This is a genomic window from Membranihabitans marinus (assembly GCF_021729155.1).
GTDB classification, from domain to species: domain Bacteria; phylum Bacteroidota; class Bacteroidia; order Chitinophagales; family Saprospiraceae; genus Membranihabitans; species Membranihabitans marinus.
The window spans coordinates 1-21,161 of the sequence record NZ_JAJQYA010000017.1 but is presented as its reverse complement, the minus strand read 5'-3'; the positions used below and the strand labels follow the sequence as shown (position 1 = coordinate 21,161).

Here is a 21,161-nt window from a genome sequence, read left to right as displayed (position 1 = left end):
TTAATTAACTGTTCGTCCAGAGACTTCTTTTTTCTTTCTTACTACCTGATTTTGTGCTTTTAGGTCAATAACCAATTCTGCATATGCTGAGGCTGCTGGTGTTCGGTAGGCTTGACCGTCATAATTGACGATTCCATAGTTTTTATTCCATTGTTTGGCCAATAATCGATAATGTCCCCGTCGATCTTTGATGGGGCCAAAGATTAAATATTTTCCCTTACCTTCTTCAAATGATATAGCCAATGTATTGTCCTTGGGACTGAATACATAGACGCCAGGTGTTCCTGCTCTAAATACAATTTCTTCTACTTTTTTTCCATTTTTCAGGGTTACTCTTCCATTTTCAATAATAGATTCCCCATCGGACAAGGATCTATAAAGGACAATGTCAGAAGAGAGGTAATATTGGATATTTTTCAGAGCCCTGTCGTCAAAATTGTATTCTTCAATAAGATCTTCAGTTATGGGTTCCAATCTTGGACTACATGATACCAACACTGTTGATGCGGTTAGGATAATGGCTATGTATTTTATCATGGCGTTTTTTCTATTATAGAGGTTATTTTAAGGCCTAATGTTACTTTGAGATGGTATTTTAAATAGAAATTAACGAAAAATCTCCTTTAAATAAGACTAATGTTACGGTGTTTTAACAAGATAAAAATAATAGTCTTTTTTTATTTTGAATACTAGGAGTGAAGTTGATTTAGCTGAGATCTCTCAAAAGGGTAGAACCTAGTTATCGCTTATTTTTAAAGAAACTTTGCAATAATTCGCTGCATTCAGATTCCAAAATCCCATAAGTTACCTCTATCGTGTCGTAGAGGATGGGTGGATTGTATAGTGAAAATCCCTTTTTGGGGTCGGAAGCTCCTACGATAATTCTTGAAGCTCGACTCCAGTGTAAAGCTCCTGCACACATAAAACAGGGTTCTAAAGTCACATAAAGACTACAATCCACTAGATATTTACTACCCAATGTATTGGCTGCAGTGGTGATGGCCAAGATTTCAGCGTGTGCTGTAACATCATTGAGCATCTCTACTTGATTATAGGCTCTAGCCACTATGCGATCCTGGTAGGTCACTACAGCCCCTATGGGGATTTCATTTATATCATAGGCCATCTCAGCCTGAATGAGAGCCTGCTTCATAAAATGTTGGTCTAATTTGGTCATCACAGTCGAGATTTTGATTTTTTTGGTTTGCAATTTATAGAATAAACAATATCTTTGCACATGGAAATTAACCAATCTTCAAAAGAAAAAGTAATTACACAGGGACTCACCTTCGATGACGTCCTAATTGTTCCTCGATTTTCAGATGTTTTACCGAGAGAAGTTGATATTAGTGCCCAATTGACTAGGGATATTAGGATTAATGTCCCCATAGTGAGTGCAGCCATGGATACTGTCACCGAAAAGCGATTGGCCATAGCTATTGCCCGTCAGGGAGGACTGGGTTTTATTCACAAAAACATGAGTATCGAAGACCAGGCCGATCAGGTGCGTTCTGTTAAACGGAGTGAAAGTGGTATGATAAAGGATCCCGTTACCCTGTCTCCCGATGCCACCATTGGTGAAGCCCAAAAAATAATGAAAAATTTTAAGATTGGAGGTATTCCCATCACCGAAGCCGATGGCAAATTGGTTGGGATCTTAACCAATCGAGATTTGAGATTTGAGACCAATACCAGAAAATTGGTAAGAGATCTTATGACTAAAGAAAATTTGTTTACCGTCACCGCTGGTACCGATCTTGTAGAGGCACAAGCCGTCTTACAAGTCAATAAAATTGAAAAACTTCCCGTAGTCGATAAAGATTATCGAGTGATTGGTTTGATTACCTACAAGGATTTATTAAAGGTTAAGGATTACCCCAATGCCTGCAAGGACGATTATGGTCGATTGAGAGTTGGTGCTGCAGTAGGAGTGACATCTGATACTTTTGATAGAGTTCAGGCCTTATTAGATGTCGATGTCGATGTCATAGGTATCGATACAGCTCATGGACATTCCAAAGGAGTATTGGATATGATTAAAGCCCTAAAGAATAAATTTCCTGACTTGCAATTGATAGCTGGGAATGTGGCCACAGGTGAGGCTGCTTTGAGTTTGGTTGAAGCAGGTGCTGATGGAGTAAAGGTGGGAGTAGGACCGGGGAGTATCTGTACGACTAGAGTGATCGCTGGAGTCGGGGTCCCTCAACTCAGTGCAATATATTCTGCCAAATCCGCCATTCGCTCCAGCGGAGTTCCCGTCATTGGCGATGGAGGAATTCGATTTACCGGCGATATTGTCAAAGCACTAGTGGCAGGTGCCGATACTATAATGGCAGGTTCTCTTTTTGCAGGTGTAGATGAAGCCCCTGGGGAAACCATAATATATGAAGGCCGCAAATTTAAAACCTATAGGGGAATGGGATCTCTAGGTGCTATGGAGTTGGGGTCTAAGGATCGATATTTTCAAGATGTTGAAGACGACGTCAAAAAATTGGTGCCGGAGGGCATTGAAGGTAGGACACCATATAAGGGATATTTAGCGGAAGTCATGGTTCAATACATCGGTGGATTGCGTGCGGGAATGGGATATTGCGGTGCCAATAAAGTGGAAGAACTTCAGAATGCACAGTTTGTATCTATTTCCAGCAGTGGTATTACCGAAAGTCATCCTCACGATATAGTAATTACCAAAGAATCACCTAATTATCAACGCAGGTAAAGCAGTATAATTTTTATATAATGTTTTAATATGTAAAAATCTAGTTTTATATTTCGATATGATAAATCAAATGCATATTCGAAAATTATTTTTTTTCATAATTTTTATTCATGTAATTCAGTCCTCTATAGGGCAGGAGATGACAGCGCCATCCATTTATACCGTAAATTTTGGTACTTCTGGAGCATTGTATAGTTTACCCATCCTTACACTGGGAGAGTCTACCAGTCTTCGTTTGTCTTTCGACGATTTGTCCAATGATGCCAAATATTATCGCTATAAATTACAGCATTGTGATCAAAATTGGAATCCGACAGCCATGGAGGATTTTGAATATATAGAGGGGTTAAACGATCAATTGATTAATGATTTTTATTTTTCCAATCAGACTCATGTCAATTATGTTTATTATTACGTGGATTTTCCCAATAAGAATACCAGACTTAAAATAAGTGGGAATTATTTAATTACCATTTACGATGAAGAGACCGATGAAGTGGTCTTAGTGAGAAAATTTTTAGTTGTCGACAAAAAAGTTTTTACCAGTGCAAGCTTTAAACGTTCGCCTAAGGTGAGTGAGTTGAGAACCCATCAAGCTATCGATTTTTCAATAAATTTTAAGGATTTTCAATTATCTAACCCATTACAAGATATTTCGGTTACCATATTGCCCAATGGTATCTGGGCAAAAGCTAAATCGGGGATAAAGCCTCGCAATGTATTTGGAGAAATCGTTGAATTTGATTGGCGAGCACATTCTATTTTTCCCGGAGGTAAAGATTTTAGATATATTGATATTCGAAGTTTAGATTACCGTTCTTTTGGGGTAGCAGATGTGACTGAGTATCAAGATGGTTTTGTAGTTACCAAAGAAGTGGAAGAAACAAGAAAGGGTAGAACTTACTTTTTGGAGAAAGATCAAAATGGTTCTTTCTTAATTCAGAATCAAAATAATTTTTCACAAAATCCTGAAACGTCCAGTGAATACGCCGAAGTTGATTTCAAGTTTGATCCGGGGAATATGGGCAGTGGATCGAAGATTTATGTGGCTGGGGGATTTACCAATTATGAAATGGATCCTAAGTATCAATTGAATTACGACAGAGATAGTGGTTTGTATAAAGGTACCTTGTTAATGAAACAAGGAAGATATGATTACTTGTACGTAGTAGCTGATGAAGATGGCAGGCAATTGGATTTTGATACCTTAGAAGGCAATTCTAATGAAACAGAAAACTATTATTTGATTCTTACTTATTATCGACCTTTTGGTGCTATTTATGACGGCCTAATTAGCGCAGATATTATTAGTATGTAATGATTATTGTTCGATGAAGATAGTACTTCTGGTAATCATTGGTCTATTATAGCTTCTGTGAAGGTAGAATGAATACAAGAGTGAATATTCAATTTCCCTTACCCGCTTTACATTAATTTCTATTGCCCTAGTATTTTATAATTTCTACTTATATGACTTATATTACCGCTTTGACGGCATCTCCCTCAGGTTGGATTCTCGCTTTGTTGGCTTCATTTATCTTGGGTATTTCAAAATCTGGACTAAAAGGAATCTCAATCATTATTGTCACCTTAATGGCCCTTGCCTTTGGGGCGAAAGCTTCGACAGGGGTATTGTTGCCGTTGTTGGTGGTTGGTGATATTTTTGCGGTTATATACTACAATCGACATGCTCAGTGGAGCCACATCATTAGGATATTGCCCTGGATGATTCTCGGTGTTTTAATTGGGACGGTTATAGGGAAAGATCTACCTCCCAATATTTTTCGATGGACGATGGCCGCCATTATTTTATTAACCGTAGCTATGATGTATTGGTGGGATCGGAAAAAGTCTAAAAAAGTACCCAGTCATTGGGCTTTTGCAGGTATGATTGGGAGTTTGGCCGGTATCACTACAATGATTGGCAATCTGGCTGGAGCCTTTTCTAATATATATTTCTTGGCCATGAGATTGCCTAAGAATCAATTTATAGGTACGGCAGCTTGGTTGTTTTTAATAGTGAATTCTTTTAAAGTACCCTTTCATGTATTTTATTGGGATACCATTACCTATCAGTCCCTAATGCTCAATGTTAAATTATTGCCAGGTATGTTAATTGGCCTATTCGTAGGGGTGAGAATCGTCGAATTGATTAAAGATGACTTTTATCGTAAAATGATCTTAATTCTCACCGCGCTAGGCGCTTTACTTTTGTTGTTTAAGTAAAATAATAAGTTCTTTGTGAATTGTGAAGAGAGAGGAATGGCTTCATTATTTAAATTCAAAAACTCATATCCATATTAGACTTTTCCTCCGTTAGTCGTATTCATCTATCGGTATTCAATGTAGGGTATTTTAATGACTAAAAGTTATTCAGGATTTTATATTTAATCTATTTGTCAACATCGAGAATGTGTTACTGTCTTTGTATTAATTGACATTTATGTTGTTTGTTTGGGTAAATTCATTTGTAAAATGTTAATAAATTGAGTTAGTTTAGTTTTTTATTATATAAGAAAAACGTTTTTCCAAATGAATAATGTTGATCGGGCTGTAAATATTAAACCTTCTATCGTAATGGTGGGCTGTTTTGATACAAAGGCGGAAGACTTTCACTATCTCTACACTTGTTTACAATATTATAATCTTCCTATTATCACAGTAAATCTCGGGATTTTAGGCAGTACAGATCTTTTTCCTGTTCATATATCCAATCGTGATGTAGCTGAGGCCGCTGGTGAAAAACTGGATAACTTGGTAGATGGGGCAGATCGTCAGTATGGTTTAGAAGTCATGGGGCGAGGAAGTAGGTTGGTTTTAAAGCAGATGTCGGATGAAGGCAAAGTATTGGCTGTCATCGGTATGGGCGGAGGTGGTGGTACTTACGTTGCATTAAATGCCATGTTGTCTATTCCCTTTGGCATTCCGAAGTTGTGTATAAGTACATTAGCCTCCAAAGATCTGTCAAATATTATAGGGGGAAAAGATATTGTATTGATGCCATCCATTGTCGATGTGGCCGGACTCAATCAAATAAGTAAACAAGTGATGCTTCATGGTGCAGGAGCAGTTGTGGGCATGGTGAATGCGCCAGATTTACCCCTTCCTTCCAATAAGGGCAATATAGCCATTAGTGTTTTTGGAAATACTACTCTCTGTGTCAATCACTGTTCTGCATTACTGAGGGCATTGGATTACGACGTATATACTTTTCACGCTGTAGGTGTGGGAGGAAAAACCATGGAGTCATTGATTTTGGATGGTTTTTTTGATGCAGTACTCGATATAACCACGACGGAATTGGTCGATGAACTTTGCGGAGGTATATGTAGCGCCGGGCCCGATCGATTAACCGCTGCTGCAACAATGGGCTTACCTCAAGTAGTGGTTCCTGGCTGTATGGATATGGTCAATTTTGGACCAATGGAAACTGTGCCCGAACCTTATGCCAATCGCCAACTTTTTTCTTGGGCTCCTGATGTGACCCTGATGAGAACCAATAAGGAGGAAAATCAGATTATAGGTCAATCCATGGCTCGCAAAATAAATCAGTCCATGGCGCCAGTGGTAGTTCTTTTGCCCTCCGAAGGACTGTCAATTGTCAGTGGGCCTGGACAGCCATTTTATCAACCCATGGTTGATAGAGTTCTCTTTGATACCCTGAAACAAAATTTAAATTCAACAGTGTCTGTACTCGAAATTCCCATGAATGTCAATACCGTAGAATTTGCTAATCTGGCTGTAGAAGAATTGTTGAAGATAATGTAGCTCAGTTTTTATCCAAATAAAAAGTTTGATTGTTTATATAACTTGAAATAATTGATGTAATGGTGATTGCCAATTTTTTTTATATTGTGCCTCTATTATTTTCTCTATTATTGATGGGGAGATAAGTGGTTCTTGAAAATATTTATAGTCGCATGACTGAAATTTAAAATATAAAATATGCCAAATCCATGGACGGGTGTCGGAAACCCATATAGTAAGCAGGAAGTAAGGGATCGATTAAAACAAACTCTAGATCAAAACAAGGCCATAATCGCTGCCGGTGCCGGTACGGGAATTAGTGCCAAATTTATTGAAAAAGGTGGAGCAGACCTTATTATCATATACAATTCGGGGAGATTTAGGATGTCTGGTCATGGTTCAACTGCTGGAATGATGGCGTACGGAGATGCCAATGCCGTAGCTATGGAAATTGGAGAGTTTGAAGTTCTGCCCGTAGTAGAAGAAATTCCAGTGGTCTGCGGTGTCCATGGCAGTGATCCGCGCAGAAGAATGTGGCACTTTTTAGGTCAGGTGAAGGATATGGGTTTTTCCGGGGTCAATAATTTTCCCACTCATTCAATTATAGATGGTCATTTTAGAAATGTTCTTGAAGAGACAGGGATGAGTTTTAAGAAAGAGGTAGATATGATCTCCTTGGCCAATAGGATGGATTTGTTTACCATCGTTTATGTGGGCCGCCCTGAGGAAGCCGTTCAAATGGCCGATGTAGGAGCCGATGCCATCATTGCCCATGTGGGTACTACGGTCGGAGGGTCTATCGGTGTAAGTGGAGCTACTTGTTCAATGGATGAAGCGGTCGAGCGAACACAGAAAATAATAGACGCCGTCCATCGAAGTCATCCAGATACTTTTTTCTTGGCTCATGGAGGTCCTATTAATACCCCTGATGATGTAAGGTATATCTTAGATCATACGACTGCCCATGGATTTGTTGGCGCTTCATCACTTGAGCGAATGGGAGTAGAAGAGTCGTTGACTAATCTGACTAAATCATTTAAGTCGCTGACTTTAAAATGAGGAAAATGGACAAACTGTGGAAATTTGTTAAAAACGATGATGTTTTCCATGAAATAGTTGAGGGACGAATTCACCATTGGCATTATCATCCTCAAATCATGGAATTGGGTCAAACCTATATGGTCAAAGTTACCATTCCCGTGGGTAAGGGCCATGATTTTCACAAGCACCCTGGGATGAATGAAATCCTTTACTTTTTAGAAGGAAAAGCCGAGCAGTGGATTGAAGATGAAAAACAGATTTTAAGGCCTGGGGATTCTATTTATTTAGACCCCGATGTGGTTCACGCCACCTTCAATGTCGGGGATACTGACTTGGTGTTTTTAGCGGTTCTATCTCCAAGCCAGGGTTGGGAGGCAGGTACTATCGATGTTAGCCGAGATCCTCCCTATAATTCTTATAGAAATAATGTGTCTACTATTTAATGGTCATAAAGGCCTAGATCCTTTCTTTTTAGTTAAAAATTGATTGAACATATGAAATCTATTATCTTCCAATTATTCGTCTTCAGTACTGTATTCACGGTCTTTTTAGGTTGTCAATCAACAGATCAGCCTTTGCCTCCATTGACTTATTCAGGAACAGAGCCTAGGGTACAGGATCCTTTAAGTCCAGAAGATTCTCGATTACATATTCAGGTTCCCGAAGGGTTTGAAGTAGAGTTGTTCGCTGCCGAGCCCAATATTATCAATCCCATCGCCTTTACATGGGATGAGAGAGGACGGCTCTACGTTGTGCAATCTCAAGATTACCCCCATGAATTGGCCAATGAAGTAGGTGGAGATCGAATTACAATATGCGAAGATACAGACGGAGATGGGAAGGCAGATAAGTTTACAGATTTTGCAACCGAGCAGAGTTTAACAACTGGAATTACCGTAGTTAAAGGTGGGATTATAGTAAGTCAAGCCCCGAATATGGTTTTTTTAGAAGACAGGGATGGGGATGACAAGATGGATCACTCTACTGTTTTATTTGATGGATTTGGAACCTGGGATACTCACGCTGGGCCTTCGAGTTTGAGATATGGATTGGATAATATGTTGTGGGGTGCTGTCGGTTATTCTGGTTTTGAAGGCAAATTTATTGATCGTGATATTACTTTTAAAATGGGCGTCTATCGATTTTCTAAAGACGGAAGGTTTTTTGAGCCTGTTGGACAGTTCAATAATAATACATGGGGATTGGGTTTTAGTGAAAATTTTGAAATATTTGGATCTACAGCCAACAATAATCACGCTTGTTATGTGGGAATACCATTAAAACATTATCAATATTTAGATAAACTGCCTAAATGGGCATTGAATGCCGACTTTATCCAAGGTCATTACGAAATTACAACCGTTGATACTATACCGCTACAGCAAGTAGATGTGCGGGGCGGATTTACCGCAGCTGCAGGGGCCAATTTTTATACGGCCAGGAATTTTCCTGAAGAATATTGGAATCAAATGCTGGTGAATGAACCCACTGGTCATGTAGTTCATTTGGCTAAGATTGTTCAATCTGGTGCCGGTTATGTCGAAGAAGATGGAGGGAATATTTTTGCCAGTACCGATGCATGGACTGCCCCTGTGTTTTCAGAAACTGGACCCGATGGCAATATTTGGGTGGCCGATTGGTATAATCCCGTCATTCAACACAATCCGGATCGACGGGGAATGGATAATCAAATATGGAACGATATCAAAGGAGAAGGGAATGCTCATATCAATAACTTGAGAGACAAAAGACATGGTCGTATCTATGTTTTAAAACCAAAACGAGGGAAGAAACAAAAGATAAAATCACTAAGTCCCAATGACGGTGAAGAATTGTTAAATGCATTGCATAGCGACAATATGTTTTGGAGAACAACAGCTCAACGTCTAATTGTTGAAAATCAACTTACGGACTTAATCCCTGATTTGATGACTATTGCGGGGAATGAGGATGATATAGACAAGACTGGATTCAATCCATCGGCTCTACACGCCTTGTATAGTCTCGATGGGTTAAATGCCCTCGAGGAAACCAATGCCGAGGCTATGAATCTTCTAAAGAAGAGTTTGAGTAATGATAGTTATGCCGTGGTGGTAGCCGCTATTGACTTACTGCCCATATCAATGGAAGGTAGCCAAATGTTGGCAGAATCCCAGTGTTTGCAAAGTGAGGATTTAAGGATTAGATTAAAGGCTTTGTTGAAGGCCGGAGATTTGCCCGAGACTGTGGAATTGTTCCAGAGTTTACAAGGTATGGATTTGGCAAGTGAAGAAGAAGATAAATGGATGCCGGCTGCTCGAAAAGTATATCACCGCACGATGAATACCGAAGATGTCGATCCCCAATCCGTCGTCATGTTGATGCCAAGTGCCGAGGAGGGAAGCTTTAACTGGAAGTATACTTTTACCCAACCCGCAGATAACTGGCAGGAAGAGGGATTCAACGATGGCAGTTGGAAATCTGGGAAGGCTGTATTTGGTGGTGGTGACGATGTCGATAAACAAACCACTTGGACGGGTACAGATATATGGATGCGTACCGATTTTTATTTGGATGATGTCGACCTTGATTTGGTTTTAAAGTATATACACGACAACAATTTTGAAGTCTATGTTAATGGTTCCTTGTTATTGTCTAGTGGAAGTGTGCAATCTAGCTATAAATATCACAAATTGGATTCAGATAAAATGGATCTATTTAAAAAAGGCAAAAATACAATAGCGGTATACTGTCACGACAAAGGTGGGAATAGGTATATCGATCTAGGCATTGGCAAGGTAGGGAAATTAAAAGCCGATGTAGTTTTTCACCTTAATACCGTTAGCCAAAAAATGGCGTATGATAAAACAGTGCTAAAGGCATCGGCCGGACAAGTAGTAGAGTTGGTATTAAACAACGAAGATGAAATGTCTCATAATCTAGTAGTTATAGAGCCCGGTAGTACTGAAGCTTTTGGAGTGATGGTCGATGAATTTATGAAAAATCCAGAGGCGGAAAAAATGGGCTACGTCCCTGGGTCCAAATACGTGATTTCGGCCACAGGAATGTTGGCTCCGGGGGAGTCGGAATCGATAACATTCAAACTGCCGGATATTCCCGGTATCTATCCATTTTTGTGTACATTCCCCGGTCATTGGCGAATGATGCAAGGTGTGATAGTCGTAGATGCACCAGGGAGTTATATCTCATCTAGAACAGAGGCTATCCAAATATCTATAATGGGAGGAGGAGGTTCTCATAATTTTTTAAAATACTTTGGTGAAGCTGATGGTAAAGTATTGAGCGACAATGGAAATAACAATGTATATTATACTGAAGATGGACAACAATTAAGGGAGTGGTTGAGAACGACGGACGTATTGTTTTTATCAAATAATAAACCCTTTGACCGTGAAACTAAAAATTTATTGATGTCTCGTATCAAGTCCGGTGAAATGAATGCATTGATCTATCATCCCAGCACTTGGTATAATTGGAAAGATTGGCCTGATTATAATCTCGAATGGGTTGGGGGAGGATCTAGTTCTCATGAAAAGTTAGGGGAATTTGAGGTGGAAGTGGTTCAGCCCAATCATCCTATTATGAAAAATGTTCCAGCGAAGTTTAGAATAATTGATGAATTGTACCGGTGGAAAGCCGATCCTCAGGGCAGTGAAATTGAAGTACTGGCTATTGGCCGTGGTCTGGAGTCCGGTGAAGAATTTCCCGTTGTTTGGACGGTCAAACACCCCAATGCACGTATCGTTGCCAATACCCTAGGTCACGATGACAGAGCCCATGGTCTAGATGCTTATAAAACTATTTTGAAAAACAGTCTTGACTATGTAATAAAAAAATAATACGGTAGACTTATTACCATTTGGATGAAGGAATTATATTATTCTAGAATATTTTTCTGTAAAAATCTAGCCATATTCTTCTATATACCAGTAGGATGTGTATGGTTTTTGTTCAGGGATATGAATATTGAATAGTTTAATGATGCCCTTGGATTGAATTGAAAGTTAGTGGTGTATGTTGGGCTTGGATATTGCTATTGTAGGTCACCGCGGACTGGATAGCGATACAGAATAGTGAGAGAGACTTATACGAATTACTCACAAGTAAACGACCCGATTGGTTGTATTTTGCGAAATATCCAATGCATAGTTCGCAATTGGATATATGCCATTAATTATATAACGTAATTGGTATAAGGTAAGTGGTAAAACAAGGGAGGCTAAATTCCTCTGCCTAGTTGTTATTTCTGTTTAAGAGTTAGAAAATCTTGTAAGTCAGACCTAGAAACTATACCCATAAAGCCGCCGTTGCCAAATACAGGGAGGATTTGATAAGTTTTAGTACTAAACAAGTAGAATAATTGTCTGATAGGCAATTCCGGGGTTACTGGTTCGAAATGGTCACTCATATAGCGGTATAGCGGGGTGAAAATGTCGCCATCGGTTCGCGCTTGATTGATGACTTCGCGATTGATAATGCCAATAATTTTTTCTGATTCATTTTTCACTAGATAGGCATCACAATAGTTGTCATCATCTTGCTTGAAAACATCTTGCATTAAATCATTTTCTTCAAAAATGTGGACAGCATTGGATAAAATGTCGGCTACTCTACCAGATTTAAGTCGCTCTTCAATGGCTACACTGCGGTATTCAGATCTAGCGGCAAAGAAAATAAATACTCCAATAAATATTAGGCCCCATTGATTGAAGTACACACCGTATATCATAAACATAACGGCCAGCACTCTGCCGACCCATGATGCTATTAAAGTGCCTTTTTCACGTCCCTTAAATATGGAAATGCCAGCCCGCAATATGCGTCCACCATCCATGGGAAATGCTGGAATAAGGTTAAATACCAATAAGGCAAGATTCAAAAACATCAACAATACGGGGAAATTACTGTAGTAATTGAAGACCTGTGATTCATTGTCTCCGATAATGCCAAAACCATAATCTGTAATCCAAAGGAAAAAGGCCAATATACCAGCAATGACCAGATTTACAGCTGGACCTGCAATGGCTACTACCATTTCATGGAAGGGATTTTCTGGCAATCTTTCCAATCTTGCAAGACCGCCGATAGGGGTGATGAGTATATCTTGAGTATTGACGCCATACTTTCGAGCGGAAAGCGAGTGTCCAAATTCATGTAATACTACGCATAGAAATATCAGTAAGGTAAATAGGGCAAAATTCAATATGCCCTTTACTGGCATTCCAAATTGCTGTCCAGTGTATATCACATAGAAAAACAATAAACCAAAACTCCAATGAACCTTAACTGGTATGCCGAAGTATTTTCCTAAATAGATTGATCCAAGATTAAACATCATATATAAGTTTAAATACTAAATTTAGTATTAATACGCCCGAGCTTCCACACGATCCATATAATTTATAAAGGATTTATTTACTACTTTATTTCCTCCAGGGGTGGGATAATTTCCACTAAAGTACCAATCTCCTTTATTGTTCGGGCAAGCCCTATGTAAACCATCGATTGTTTGGTATATAATTTTAACTTCTGCATCAATGCCAGGAGGAGTTAAAATTTCAGCAATTTTGTTGGACACCTGCTCATAGGTAAAAGGTTCGAACACTTCTTTTACATAATTGACCACTTCCTCTTTGGGAAGACTTAATTGAGCCACACATTTTTGGTATATATTATCGAGCAAGTCTTCCATTCCATTTTCTTCTATAAGTTGGATGGCAGCTTGAAATGCAATAAATTTACCTAATTCAGACATATCAATTCCATAGCAATCCGGAAATCGAATTTGAGGAGCTGAAGAAACAAAAATAATTTTCTTTGGGTGTAGGCGATCGACCATTTTAATAATGCTATCGCGCAAGGTAGTTCCCCTAACTATACTGTCGTCTACCAGTACCAATGTGTCTACGTGGTTCTGAACTATGCCGTAGGTAACATCGTAGATGTGAGAAACCATTTGTCCTCTGATCTCATTATCGGCGATAAAGGTTCTCATTTTGGCATCCTTTACTACGATTTTCTCCACTCGAGCCCTTATTTTCTTAAGTTCGAGTAAATCCTCCTTGGTAGGAGTGCGGCCAAGTTCGAGAATTTTTTCCATTCGCACTTTATCGGCGGCTTCTTCCATTCCTTCAACCAAACCCAAAAATGCAGTCTCAGCCGTATTGGGGACAAAAGACAGAACAGTGTTTTCGAAATCGTAGTCAATTTCTTCTAACACTTGGTTGACGAGGTGTTTGCCGAGTTGCTTTCTCTCTAAGTATATATCTCTATCAGTTCCCCTAGAGAAATAAATTCGTTCAAAGCTACAGGCTTTGTTTTCCATGGGTTCAGTAAAAGGCAATTCCTCAACTAGACCATCTTTTTTAAAGATTAAGGCATGTCCGGGTTGTAATTCTTTTATATGTCTAAAACGAATGTCAAATGCCGTTTGTATGGCAGGACGTTCGCTGGCTGCTACAGCTATTTCGTCGTCGTGGTAGTAGTAGGCTGGTCTAATGCCGTTGGGGTCACGCATGATAAAGGCATCGCCATGACCAATTAGACCTCCCATAACATAGCCACCGTCCCATTTTTTGCTCGCTCTACGCAATAGGCGTTGCAAATCGAGGTGGTCGATGATCTTTTTAGTGATTTCTTCGTTGTTAAATCCATCGGGCTTAAACCAGGTAAATAATCGTTGGACTTCATCGTCGAGAAAATGTCCGATTTTTTCCAATACGGTAACAGTATCGGATTTTTCTTTGGGATGTTGTCCCAATTCAACCAATTCGTCGAATAATTCATCGACATTGGTCAGATTGAAATTTCCAGCGACTACTAAATTTCTCGAGATCCAATTGTTTTGTCGAAGAAAGGGATGGCAGGTTTCTATACTATTGGAACCATGAGTACCATAGCGTAAATGCCCCATGAGCAATTCCCCTGTATATGGTTTATTTTCTTTTAACCATTCAACATCGTTCATCATTTCGGGCGGCAAGTCGTTGAAATGACGATATACGTGTTGGAATAGATCAGAAATATAATTCTTACTATTGGTCCTATATCTCGAGATATACCTAGATCCTGGTTTAGGATCTAGTTTAATCGTGGCTAGACCTGCTCCATCTTGCCCACGATTTCTCATTTTTTGCAATAATATCTGCAGTTTGGTCAATCCGTATAAAGAATTGCCGTATTTCTCTTGGTAGAATTCTAGTGGTTTTAGCAATCGTATCATCGCTATTCCACATTCGTGCTTAATTAACTCACTCATGGATCTGTTTTAAATCAATGCAAATTTAATCTATAATTTAGAGAATAAACAATGAATTGATATTATTGGTTAAATTTGTAATAATACAATCGGAGATATGAGTTTGTTCAAATTTACAAAATTGCCAAAGTACAGAGAATTTAACTATGTACCACGTTATTATGATCCCAAAAAAGATGAGCGTGATGCCATCATTCGCAGGGCTAAGGCCGAGGCTGGATTAATTAATTCTGCTGAAGACGACCAAAGTATTGAAAATGCGAAAATTAGGATCAATAATGCCTTTCGGACTAGAGGTATATCGACAAATTATTCTAGAAAAAGTCATAAACAATCCAATATCAGAGTAATTGTTATTGTTTTAATATTGGCCGGTTTGGCTTATGCAATTTTAAATTTTAACGTAGAGGGATTAATAAAAATGGTGGAGTAAGTGGTATGGAAGGAGTGATAAAAATGCTGCCGGACAAGGTGGCCAACCAGATTGCTGCAGGTGAAGTGGTCGAAAGACCGTCCTCTGTAGTAAAAGAATTATTAGAAAATGCGATTGATGCCGGTGCAACAAAGATAGAAGTGGTGATTAAGGATGCGGGCAAAACCTTGATTCAAATCAAGGACAACGGTTCCGGTATGAGTGAAATGGACGCTCGAATGTGTGTTGAACGTCACGCTACTTCTAAAATAAAAACTGGCGATGACCTTTCCCATATTTATACCCTTGGGTTCAGAGGTGAGGCCCTGCCTTCTATAGCCTCTATTAGCCAGACCAAAATAGAGACCAGACTGCACGAAGAAGAGTTGGGATATGTGGTCAAAGTGGAGGGATCGAAAATTACACAACAAGATTATTGTCAGGCTACACCGGGGACGACGATTACCGTGCAACAATTGTTTTATAATACACCGGCTCGTCGTAAATTTTTAAAATCAGATACGGTTGAATTTAAGCATATATTGGATGAATTTCAACATATGGCTTTGGCCAATCCAGAAGTCTATTTTTCCTTACATCACAATGATAGGCTGTATCACCAGTTATATCCTGGTCCACTGAAACAGCGAATCGTACAAATATTTGGGAATCACTATGAAAATAAACTGATTCACCTTCAAGAACAAACCGAGTATCTCCACGTCAATGGTTTTATTGGGAAACCAGAAAACGCCAAAAAATCGAGAGGGGAGCAGTTTGTATTTGTCAACAATCGATTTATTAAGAGTCATTATCTCAATCACGCTGTATATCAGGCATATGGTTCCATTTTGGCTGAAAAGACCTATCCGTTCTTTTGTGTTTTTTTACAAATAGATCCCGATAAAATCGATGTGAATGTTCACCCAGCCAAACACGAAATTAAATTTGAAGACGAAAAGTTTATTTTTAACTTAATTCGTGCCGCCGTTAAACACGCATTGGTGCAACACAGTGTGCCCGTAATAGACTTCGATCAAAATCCTGGATTCCAATTTAAAGCCCAGTCCAACTCTATCGACACCAAGTTTTCAAAAGGATTGGGGCAGACAAGTGTCAAACAAAGTAGGCCGACAGAGGAAAGGTATTCTCCACACAAAAAAGAACAAGATTGGTCAGGATTTTACAACGATGTTAAACAAACCAGTCAAGAGGTAGAGCAAAATTTAGCCGATGACAAAACCGGTGAAATTGAGTTTAAGGAGGAATCTACTTTTACTCATTTTGAACCCATACAAATAAAAAAATCATATATTTTAAGTTCCATTAAATCGGGAATACTCTTGGTCGATCAACAGAATGCCCACGAGAGAATATTATTTGAAAAATTATTACACGAAAGAGATAAGATCAGTAAAAATACTCAAACAGCTTTATTTCCAGAAGTGATAAAGCTCAATGCAGTGGAAACTGAGATATTGGAAAATTTACTGCCAACTTTAAAGGCTTTTGGTTTTGTAATAGAACCTTTTGGAGTTAGAACATTTATTATTCAAGGGAGTCCTGAGATTCTATTGATTAACAATAGTGAACAAGTGTCCATTATTCGACAATTAATCGATGAATTTGCCGATTATACCACTTCGAAAATGGACATAAATGAAATTATGGCTCAAAAATTGGCAAAAAATCTTTGTGTAAAACGCAATCAATTACTTAAACAACCAGAAATGCAGCAAATTATCAATCAATTGTTTGCTAGTTTGGATCCCACGGTAAGTCCGTCTGGTAAAAAGTGTTTTGTAACTCTAAAATCTGAAGACCTAGAAAAACTATTCGCCTAATGATTAGACTAACTGAAACGGTAAAGCACCTATTAATTATAAACGTTATTGTATTTGTTGCGGGAGCATTTATTTTGCCTGGATTACCTGCCGATAATGCGGTTTTTGACTTCTTAAGAAGATTTCAAGATGAAGGGGCCCTGTACTATCCAGGATCCAAATATTTTTCTTGGTATCAATTGATTACCCATATGTTTTTACACGGTAATTTGAGCCATTTGTTTTTTAACATGTTCGCCTTGTATATGTTTGGTAGTGCATTGGAAAGTAGATGGGGACAGAAACGATTTCTTATCTTTTATTTTTTTGCAGGACTAGGAGGAGCTATTTTTCAAATTATTAGTTGGCAAGTGGGCTTTATGAATATGTCTCCAATAGAACAACAATATTTTTTAAATACGCCTTTTAGAGTTATTGGTGCATCGGGAGCGGTTTTTGGAGTTTTGGCTGGATTTGGAATGCTTTACCCCAATGCGGAGTTAATGTTATTGTTTCCTCCCATTCCGATCAAGGCCAAATATTTTGTAGCCATCTACGCTATGTTGGAAATATTCTTGGGAATTGGTAATTTTAATACCGGAGTAGCCCATTTAGCACATATCGGAGGATTGGTATTTGGGATATTATTGGTATTATATTGGCGTAAAACGAATCGCTATGTTTGACTCTATTAAAAAAGATTTGATCTTCCAGTATCAATACGGGGGGATGACGATAAAACTAATTCTGATAAACATTGGGTTTTTCTTGGCCATAATGTTGTTTCGATTGGTTCTGTTTATAGGTAATGCTGGTGAATTGCCAGGATTTTACTATACCATTGTCGATGGACTTTCACTTTCCAATGAATGGAGGTATATTATATTGCGTCCTTGGACTTGGATTACTCATATGTTTATGCATTTGGGCTTACTCCACATTCTGTTTAATATGCTATACCTAATGTGGTTTGGTAGAATCCTTGAAAATCTTTTAGGACCTAGAAAAATTATCAATATTTATATAATAGCAGGCCTGTGCGGAGCCTTGTTCTTTTTTGGATTTTCCAAATTGCTTTACACTGGAGAAGTTTTTGCTTTTGGTGCTTCTGCAGCGGTAATGGGGATAGCGGTAGCTGCTGCTACTATGGTACCCGATCACGAGATGAGATTGTTGTTTATAGGCAATGTCAAATTAAAATTTTTGGTATTGGCCCTGGTTTTACTCGATTTAATTATGATTCCTTCAATGAGTAATTCTGGAGGTCATGTAGCTCACTTAGGAGGCGCCTTTATGGGATTTCTATATATAAAGTTGTTGTACAATGGAATCGATTTGGGAGATATCAAATGGAAACCCAAGGTTAAAAAGCGCCCAAGTTTTAAGGTCATGGTCAATAAAGAAAAAATGATGGATCTGAAGAAAACCAAGGAGCGCAGCCTGACCGAGCAACAGAGAATAGATGCTGTGTTGGAGAAAATAAAAGAAGAAGGCTATGAAAAATTAAGTCAGGAAGAAAAAGACTTTCTCTTTGAAGTCAGTAAAAAGTAAGGAGTGAAAAAAATAATTAAATGGATATTGGTTGTGATAAATTTTGTTTTCATCTCCTCTTTATTGTTGGGATTTGCGGGACAATTTTTTTCACCTAGTTATTATTCCATTTTCGCTATTTTTTCACTGATCTATCCATATTCGGTATTCGCTGTTTTTATTACTGGAATATTATTGCTTGCATTGGGGTCTAAATATACTTGGGCTGCCGTTGTAGTATTGGTCATGACATCGGGAACGACGGTGCGTCAAATGGGATTTCACTTTTCACCTAATCTACCTGAGGACAAAGAACTCTTCTCAATTACTTCATTTAATGTGAAAAATAATTTTTACCATTTAAAAAAGAATCAATTCAAGGATTTCATTGATGATTATCAAAAAGAAAAACCAGACATTTTTTTATTTCAAGAAATATCCAAGGGTAAGCTCAATGAAGTAAAAAAGTCTTTAAATTATAACTATTCGTCATCTGACTTTAAAGACAATGAATATTCCTTGGGAATTTTAAGTAAATACGCCATTGAAAAGGTTGCCGTGCTACAAAACCAAGAGGGCAATCCAATGGCCATGATAATGGATGTAAAATTTCCAAATAAATCGATAAGAGTAATCAACCTTCATCTCCACTCCAATGGGGTAACCCTGCGTGCTGAACGTTTTTCAGCCGAATCCATTTCCAATGCCAAGGGGCTGAAGAAGTTGATCGCTATGATTAAATCATATGGGGATAATAGCGAACTGAGAATTAAAGAAATAGAAAATATACATTCTTATATTGTCGATTCACCCCATCCAGTTATCGTAGCCGGCGACGCCAATGATACTCCCTATTCGGTAGTGTATAAGAGATTGTCAACCATGGTGGATGATTCTTTTGTAAAAAGAGGATTGGGATTTGCCCAAACCTATAATGGACTGTTGGTTCCCCTTAAAATTGATCATATTTTTGTAGATTCTAACTTTTGTATCTATAATACCAATATAAAAAAAGTTCATTATTCTGATCACAATCCAATATCGACGACGTTTGAATTTTGTGCTCAATAAATTTTATCTATGAGATTTACATCTATTTTACTCGTTTTTTTATTTTTTGCTTGTAGCTCGAATTCCAATCAATCTACTGCGGTAAAAGAAGCACCGAAGTTGGAACGAAAGCCGCTGACTATACCTCAGTTTATTGCGGATTCAGCCTATCAATATATAGCAGATCAAGTAAAATTTGGGAAAAGAATTCCGAATACTGAAGCCCATGTGCAAACTAAGGACTATTTAGTGGATAAGTTAGAAAAATATTGCGATCGAGTAGTGGAACAATCTTTTACTGCCAAACGCTACGATGGAGTATCCTTACAAGGATTTAATATCATTGGATCGATTAATCCGGATTCAGATCGGAGGTTGTTATTGTTGGCCCATTGGGATTCAAGATTTATTGCCGATCACGCTCAGGATAAAACCAAAGTAAATGATGGAGTAATGGGGGCCGATGATGGAGCTAGTGGAGTAGGGGTTTTAATAGAAATGGCTAGGATGATAAGAAGTGCGGGGATTGACGTAGGAGTGGATATTTTGTTTACCGATCTCGAAGACCAGGGAAAGAGTAACGATGCCGATGGAAAAAGTTGGTGTTTGGGTGCTCAATACTGGGCGAGAAACCCACATATAAAGGGATATCGAGCCGACTATGGGATATTGTTAGATATGGTCGGAGCAAAAGGGGCCAAGTTTTTAAAAGAAGGAGTTTCATTGACCTATGCGCCGGAATTGGTTCATACGGTATGGCAATTGGCCAATAGTATGGGCTACGGTCAATATTTTGTGAATAAAACTCTTTCCAATGGGGTGGTGGATGATCATTTATTTATAAATCAAATTATAGGTATTCCTACCATTGATATTATCAACAAACCGAGTAATTCTGCTTTTGGGCCGCATTGGCATACTGAAAATGATAATATGGATGTCATTGACAAGGATGTTATAAAAGCGGTGGGAAGAGTAGTAACGGCTACCCTCTACCGATTCGATGCCAATTATTTTTAAAGGAAATTTTATTGAAATAGTGTCCGGGTGATAGTCCATTGACAATCAAATGCTTAAAATAAGCGAATACGAATGGCTCAATTTTTTTTAAAATTTATAGATTTTTTTGGCGAAAAAATTTGCATTTATTGAGATAAGAACTATATTTGCAACCGCTTAAGAGCAATACAGTTTGCGGTTGATATTCGAAAGAAATAAAACATAAATTAAGCATAGTTCGGGCGATTAGCTCAGTTGGTTCAGAGCACCTGGTTTACACCCAGGGGGTCGGGAGTTCGAGTCTCTCATCGCCCACATTGATTAAGAGTTGTTGATTTTTCAACAACTCTTTTTTTTTGCCCCTACCTTATATTTCATCTTTATTTTTTTAGGAAGAGCTACTTGGATGTCATTTTCAATAATATCATTCGCTGGCGGGGTAACTGAATGCAGTTGCATGAAGTGCAACACAATTGATTAAATATCAATTGGATGAGTGAACCGGAGCCAGTGGCTAAAAACCTATCGATTTATGTTGCAGTCACGCCGGAGCACAGTGGCTAAATACCTGAAGATTTACGG

General features: G+C 38.5%; 17 protein-coding genes and 1 tRNA gene. 14 read left to right on the top strand and 4 right to left on the bottom strand.

Translation table 11 applies throughout. The annotated features are described in order from the left end of the window. Together LVD51_RS11790 and LVD51_RS11785 are read right to left on the bottom strand one after the other, a co-directional pair. Positions 1 to 537 (bottom strand): hypothetical protein, encoded by a 537-nt coding sequence (locus tag LVD51_RS11790; protein ID WP_236971579.1) that lies wholly within the window; start codon positions 535 to 537, stop codon positions 1 to 3. A 202-nt stretch (positions 538 to 739) separates the two neighbouring features. Then, positions 740 to 1,177: a nucleoside deaminase gene (locus tag LVD51_RS11785; RefSeq protein WP_236971637.1), complete on the bottom strand. Its 438-nt coding sequence runs from the start codon at positions 1,175 to 1,177 to the stop codon at positions 740 to 742. Between the two features lie 60 nt (positions 1,178 to 1,237). Here LVD51_RS11785 and guaB point away from each other — a divergent pair, with 60 nt between their 5' ends. The 7 genes from guaB to LVD51_RS11750 all read left to right on the top strand — a co-directional run bounded on the left by guaB (position 1,238) and on the right by LVD51_RS11750 (position 11,346). Next, a complete protein-coding gene (gene guaB / locus LVD51_RS11780; RefSeq protein WP_236971578.1) occupies positions 1,238 to 2,719 on the top strand; it encodes an IMP dehydrogenase in 1,482 nt (493 codons plus the stop codon). Positions 2,720 to 2,858: 139 nt separating this feature from the next. After that, entirely contained in the window at positions 2,859 to 4,037 is a 1,179-nt protein-coding gene (locus LVD51_RS11775) for a type IX secretion system plug protein (protein ID WP_236971577.1), read from the top strand. A 152-nt stretch (positions 4,038 to 4,189) separates the two neighbouring features. After that, entirely contained in the window at positions 4,190 to 4,945 is a 756-nt protein-coding gene (locus LVD51_RS11770) for a sulfite exporter TauE/SafE family protein (protein WP_236971576.1), read from the top strand. Between the two features lie 306 nt (positions 4,946 to 5,251). Next, positions 5,252 to 6,487, top strand: coding sequence for a Tm-1-like ATP-binding domain-containing protein (locus LVD51_RS11765; RefSeq protein ID WP_236971575.1), 1,236 nt, complete (start codon positions 5,252 to 5,254; stop codon positions 6,485 to 6,487). 177 nt (positions 6,488 to 6,664) lie between these two features. Continuing rightward, positions 6,665 to 7,525, top strand: a complete 861-nt coding sequence (locus tag LVD51_RS11760) for a phosphoenolpyruvate hydrolase family protein (protein WP_236971574.1) — start codon at positions 6,665 to 6,667, stop codon at positions 7,523 to 7,525. Positions 7,526 to 7,530: 5 nt separating this feature from the next. Further along, positions 7,531 to 7,950 (top strand): cupin domain-containing protein, encoded by a 420-nt coding sequence (locus LVD51_RS11755; protein ID WP_236971573.1) that lies wholly within the window; start codon positions 7,531 to 7,533, stop codon positions 7,948 to 7,950. Positions 7,951 to 8,001: 51 nt separating this feature from the next. After that, on the top strand, positions 8,002 to 11,346 hold the full coding sequence (locus LVD51_RS11750) for a PVC-type heme-binding CxxCH protein (protein ID WP_236971572.1): 3,345 nt from the start codon (positions 8,002 to 8,004) through the stop codon (positions 11,344 to 11,346). Between the two features lie 401 nt (positions 11,347 to 11,747). Here LVD51_RS11750 and LVD51_RS11745 read toward each other — a convergent pair whose 3' ends face one another. Further along, positions 11,748 to 12,845: a site-2 protease family protein gene (locus LVD51_RS11745; protein WP_236971571.1), complete on the bottom strand. Its 1,098-nt coding sequence runs from the start codon at positions 12,843 to 12,845 to the stop codon at positions 11,748 to 11,750. 27 nt (positions 12,846 to 12,872) lie between these two features. Then, entirely contained in the window at positions 12,873 to 14,765 is a 1,893-nt protein-coding gene (locus LVD51_RS11740) for an amidophosphoribosyltransferase (protein WP_236971570.1), read from the bottom strand. Between the two features lie 97 nt (positions 14,766 to 14,862). On the opposite strand from LVD51_RS11740, the gene LVD51_RS11735 reads away from it, so the two are divergent. The 7 genes from LVD51_RS11735 (at position 14,863) to LVD51_RS11705 (ending at position 20,894) form a co-directional block, all read left to right on the top strand. Next, positions 14,863 to 15,198: a hypothetical protein gene (locus LVD51_RS11735; RefSeq protein WP_236971569.1), complete on the top strand. Its 336-nt coding sequence runs from the start codon at positions 14,863 to 14,865 to the stop codon at positions 15,196 to 15,198. Positions 15,199 to 15,203: 5 nt separating this feature from the next. Further along, positions 15,204 to 17,021, top strand: coding sequence for a DNA mismatch repair endonuclease MutL (gene mutL, locus LVD51_RS11730; RefSeq protein ID WP_236971568.1), 1,818 nt, complete (start codon positions 15,204 to 15,206; stop codon positions 17,019 to 17,021). Further along, on the top strand, positions 17,021 to 17,686 hold the full coding sequence (locus LVD51_RS11725; RefSeq protein ID WP_236971567.1) for a rhomboid family intramembrane serine protease: 666 nt from the start codon (positions 17,021 to 17,023) through the stop codon (positions 17,684 to 17,686). Before mutL ends, LVD51_RS11725 begins: the two co-directional genes overlap by 1 nt. After that, positions 17,679 to 18,551, top strand: coding sequence for a rhomboid family protein (locus LVD51_RS11720; protein WP_236971566.1), 873 nt, complete (start codon positions 17,679 to 17,681; stop codon positions 18,549 to 18,551). Before LVD51_RS11725 ends, LVD51_RS11720 begins: the two co-directional genes overlap by 8 nt. A gap of 3 nt (positions 18,552 to 18,554) precedes the next feature. After that, on the top strand, positions 18,555 to 19,601 hold the full coding sequence (locus tag LVD51_RS11715; RefSeq protein WP_236971565.1) for an endonuclease/exonuclease/phosphatase family protein: 1,047 nt from the start codon (positions 18,555 to 18,557) through the stop codon (positions 19,599 to 19,601). 9 nt (positions 19,602 to 19,610) lie between these two features. Continuing rightward, a complete protein-coding gene (locus LVD51_RS11710) occupies positions 19,611 to 20,600 on the top strand; it encodes a M28 family peptidase (RefSeq protein ID WP_236971564.1) in 990 nt (329 codons plus the stop codon). Positions 20,601 to 20,819: 219 nt separating this feature from the next. Continuing rightward, positions 20,820 to 20,894 (top strand) — tRNA-Val (locus LVD51_RS11705). The last annotated feature ends 267 nt before the right edge of the window (positions 20,895 to 21,161 follow it).

Excerpts from the sequence above, each read along its gene's own strand:
- LVD51_RS11790 (WP_236971579.1), bottom strand. The coding sequence starts at position 537 with ATGATAAAATACATAGCCATTATCCTAACCGCATCAACAGTGTTGGTA.
- LVD51_RS11785 (WP_236971637.1), bottom strand. The coding sequence starts at position 1,177 with ATGACCAAATTAGACCAACATTTTATGAAGCAGGCTCTCATTCAGGCT.
- guaB (WP_236971578.1), top strand. The coding sequence starts at position 1,238 with ATGGAAATTAACCAATCTTCAAAAGAAAAAGTAATTACACAGGGACTC.
- LVD51_RS11775 (WP_236971577.1), top strand. The coding sequence starts at position 2,859 with ATGACAGCGCCATCCATTTATACCGTAAATTTTGGTACTTCTGGAGCA.
- LVD51_RS11770 (WP_236971576.1), top strand. The coding sequence starts at position 4,190 with ATGACTTATATTACCGCTTTGACGGCATCTCCCTCAGGTTGGATTCTC.
- LVD51_RS11765 (WP_236971575.1), top strand. The coding sequence starts at position 5,252 with ATGAATAATGTTGATCGGGCTGTAAATATTAAACCTTCTATCGTAATG.
- LVD51_RS11760 (WP_236971574.1), top strand. The coding sequence starts at position 6,665 with ATGCCAAATCCATGGACGGGTGTCGGAAACCCATATAGTAAGCAGGAA.
- LVD51_RS11755 (WP_236971573.1), top strand. The coding sequence starts at position 7,531 with ATGGACAAACTGTGGAAATTTGTTAAAAACGATGATGTTTTCCATGAA.
- LVD51_RS11750 (WP_236971572.1), top strand. The coding sequence starts at position 8,002 with ATGAAATCTATTATCTTCCAATTATTCGTCTTCAGTACTGTATTCACG.
- LVD51_RS11745 (WP_236971571.1), bottom strand. The coding sequence starts at position 12,845 with ATGATGTTTAATCTTGGATCAATCTATTTAGGAAAATACTTCGGCATA.
- LVD51_RS11740 (WP_236971570.1), bottom strand. The coding sequence starts at position 14,765 with ATGAGTGAGTTAATTAAGCACGAATGTGGAATAGCGATGATACGATTG.
- LVD51_RS11735 (WP_236971569.1), top strand. The coding sequence starts at position 14,863 with ATGAGTTTGTTCAAATTTACAAAATTGCCAAAGTACAGAGAATTTAAC.
- mutL (WP_236971568.1), top strand. The coding sequence starts at position 15,204 with ATGGAAGGAGTGATAAAAATGCTGCCGGACAAGGTGGCCAACCAGATT.
- LVD51_RS11725 (WP_236971567.1), top strand. The coding sequence starts at position 17,021 with ATGATTAGACTAACTGAAACGGTAAAGCACCTATTAATTATAAACGTT.
- LVD51_RS11720 (WP_236971566.1), top strand. The coding sequence starts at position 17,679 with ATGTTTGACTCTATTAAAAAAGATTTGATCTTCCAGTATCAATACGGG.
- LVD51_RS11710 (WP_236971564.1), top strand. The coding sequence starts at position 19,611 with ATGAGATTTACATCTATTTTACTCGTTTTTTTATTTTTTGCTTGTAGC.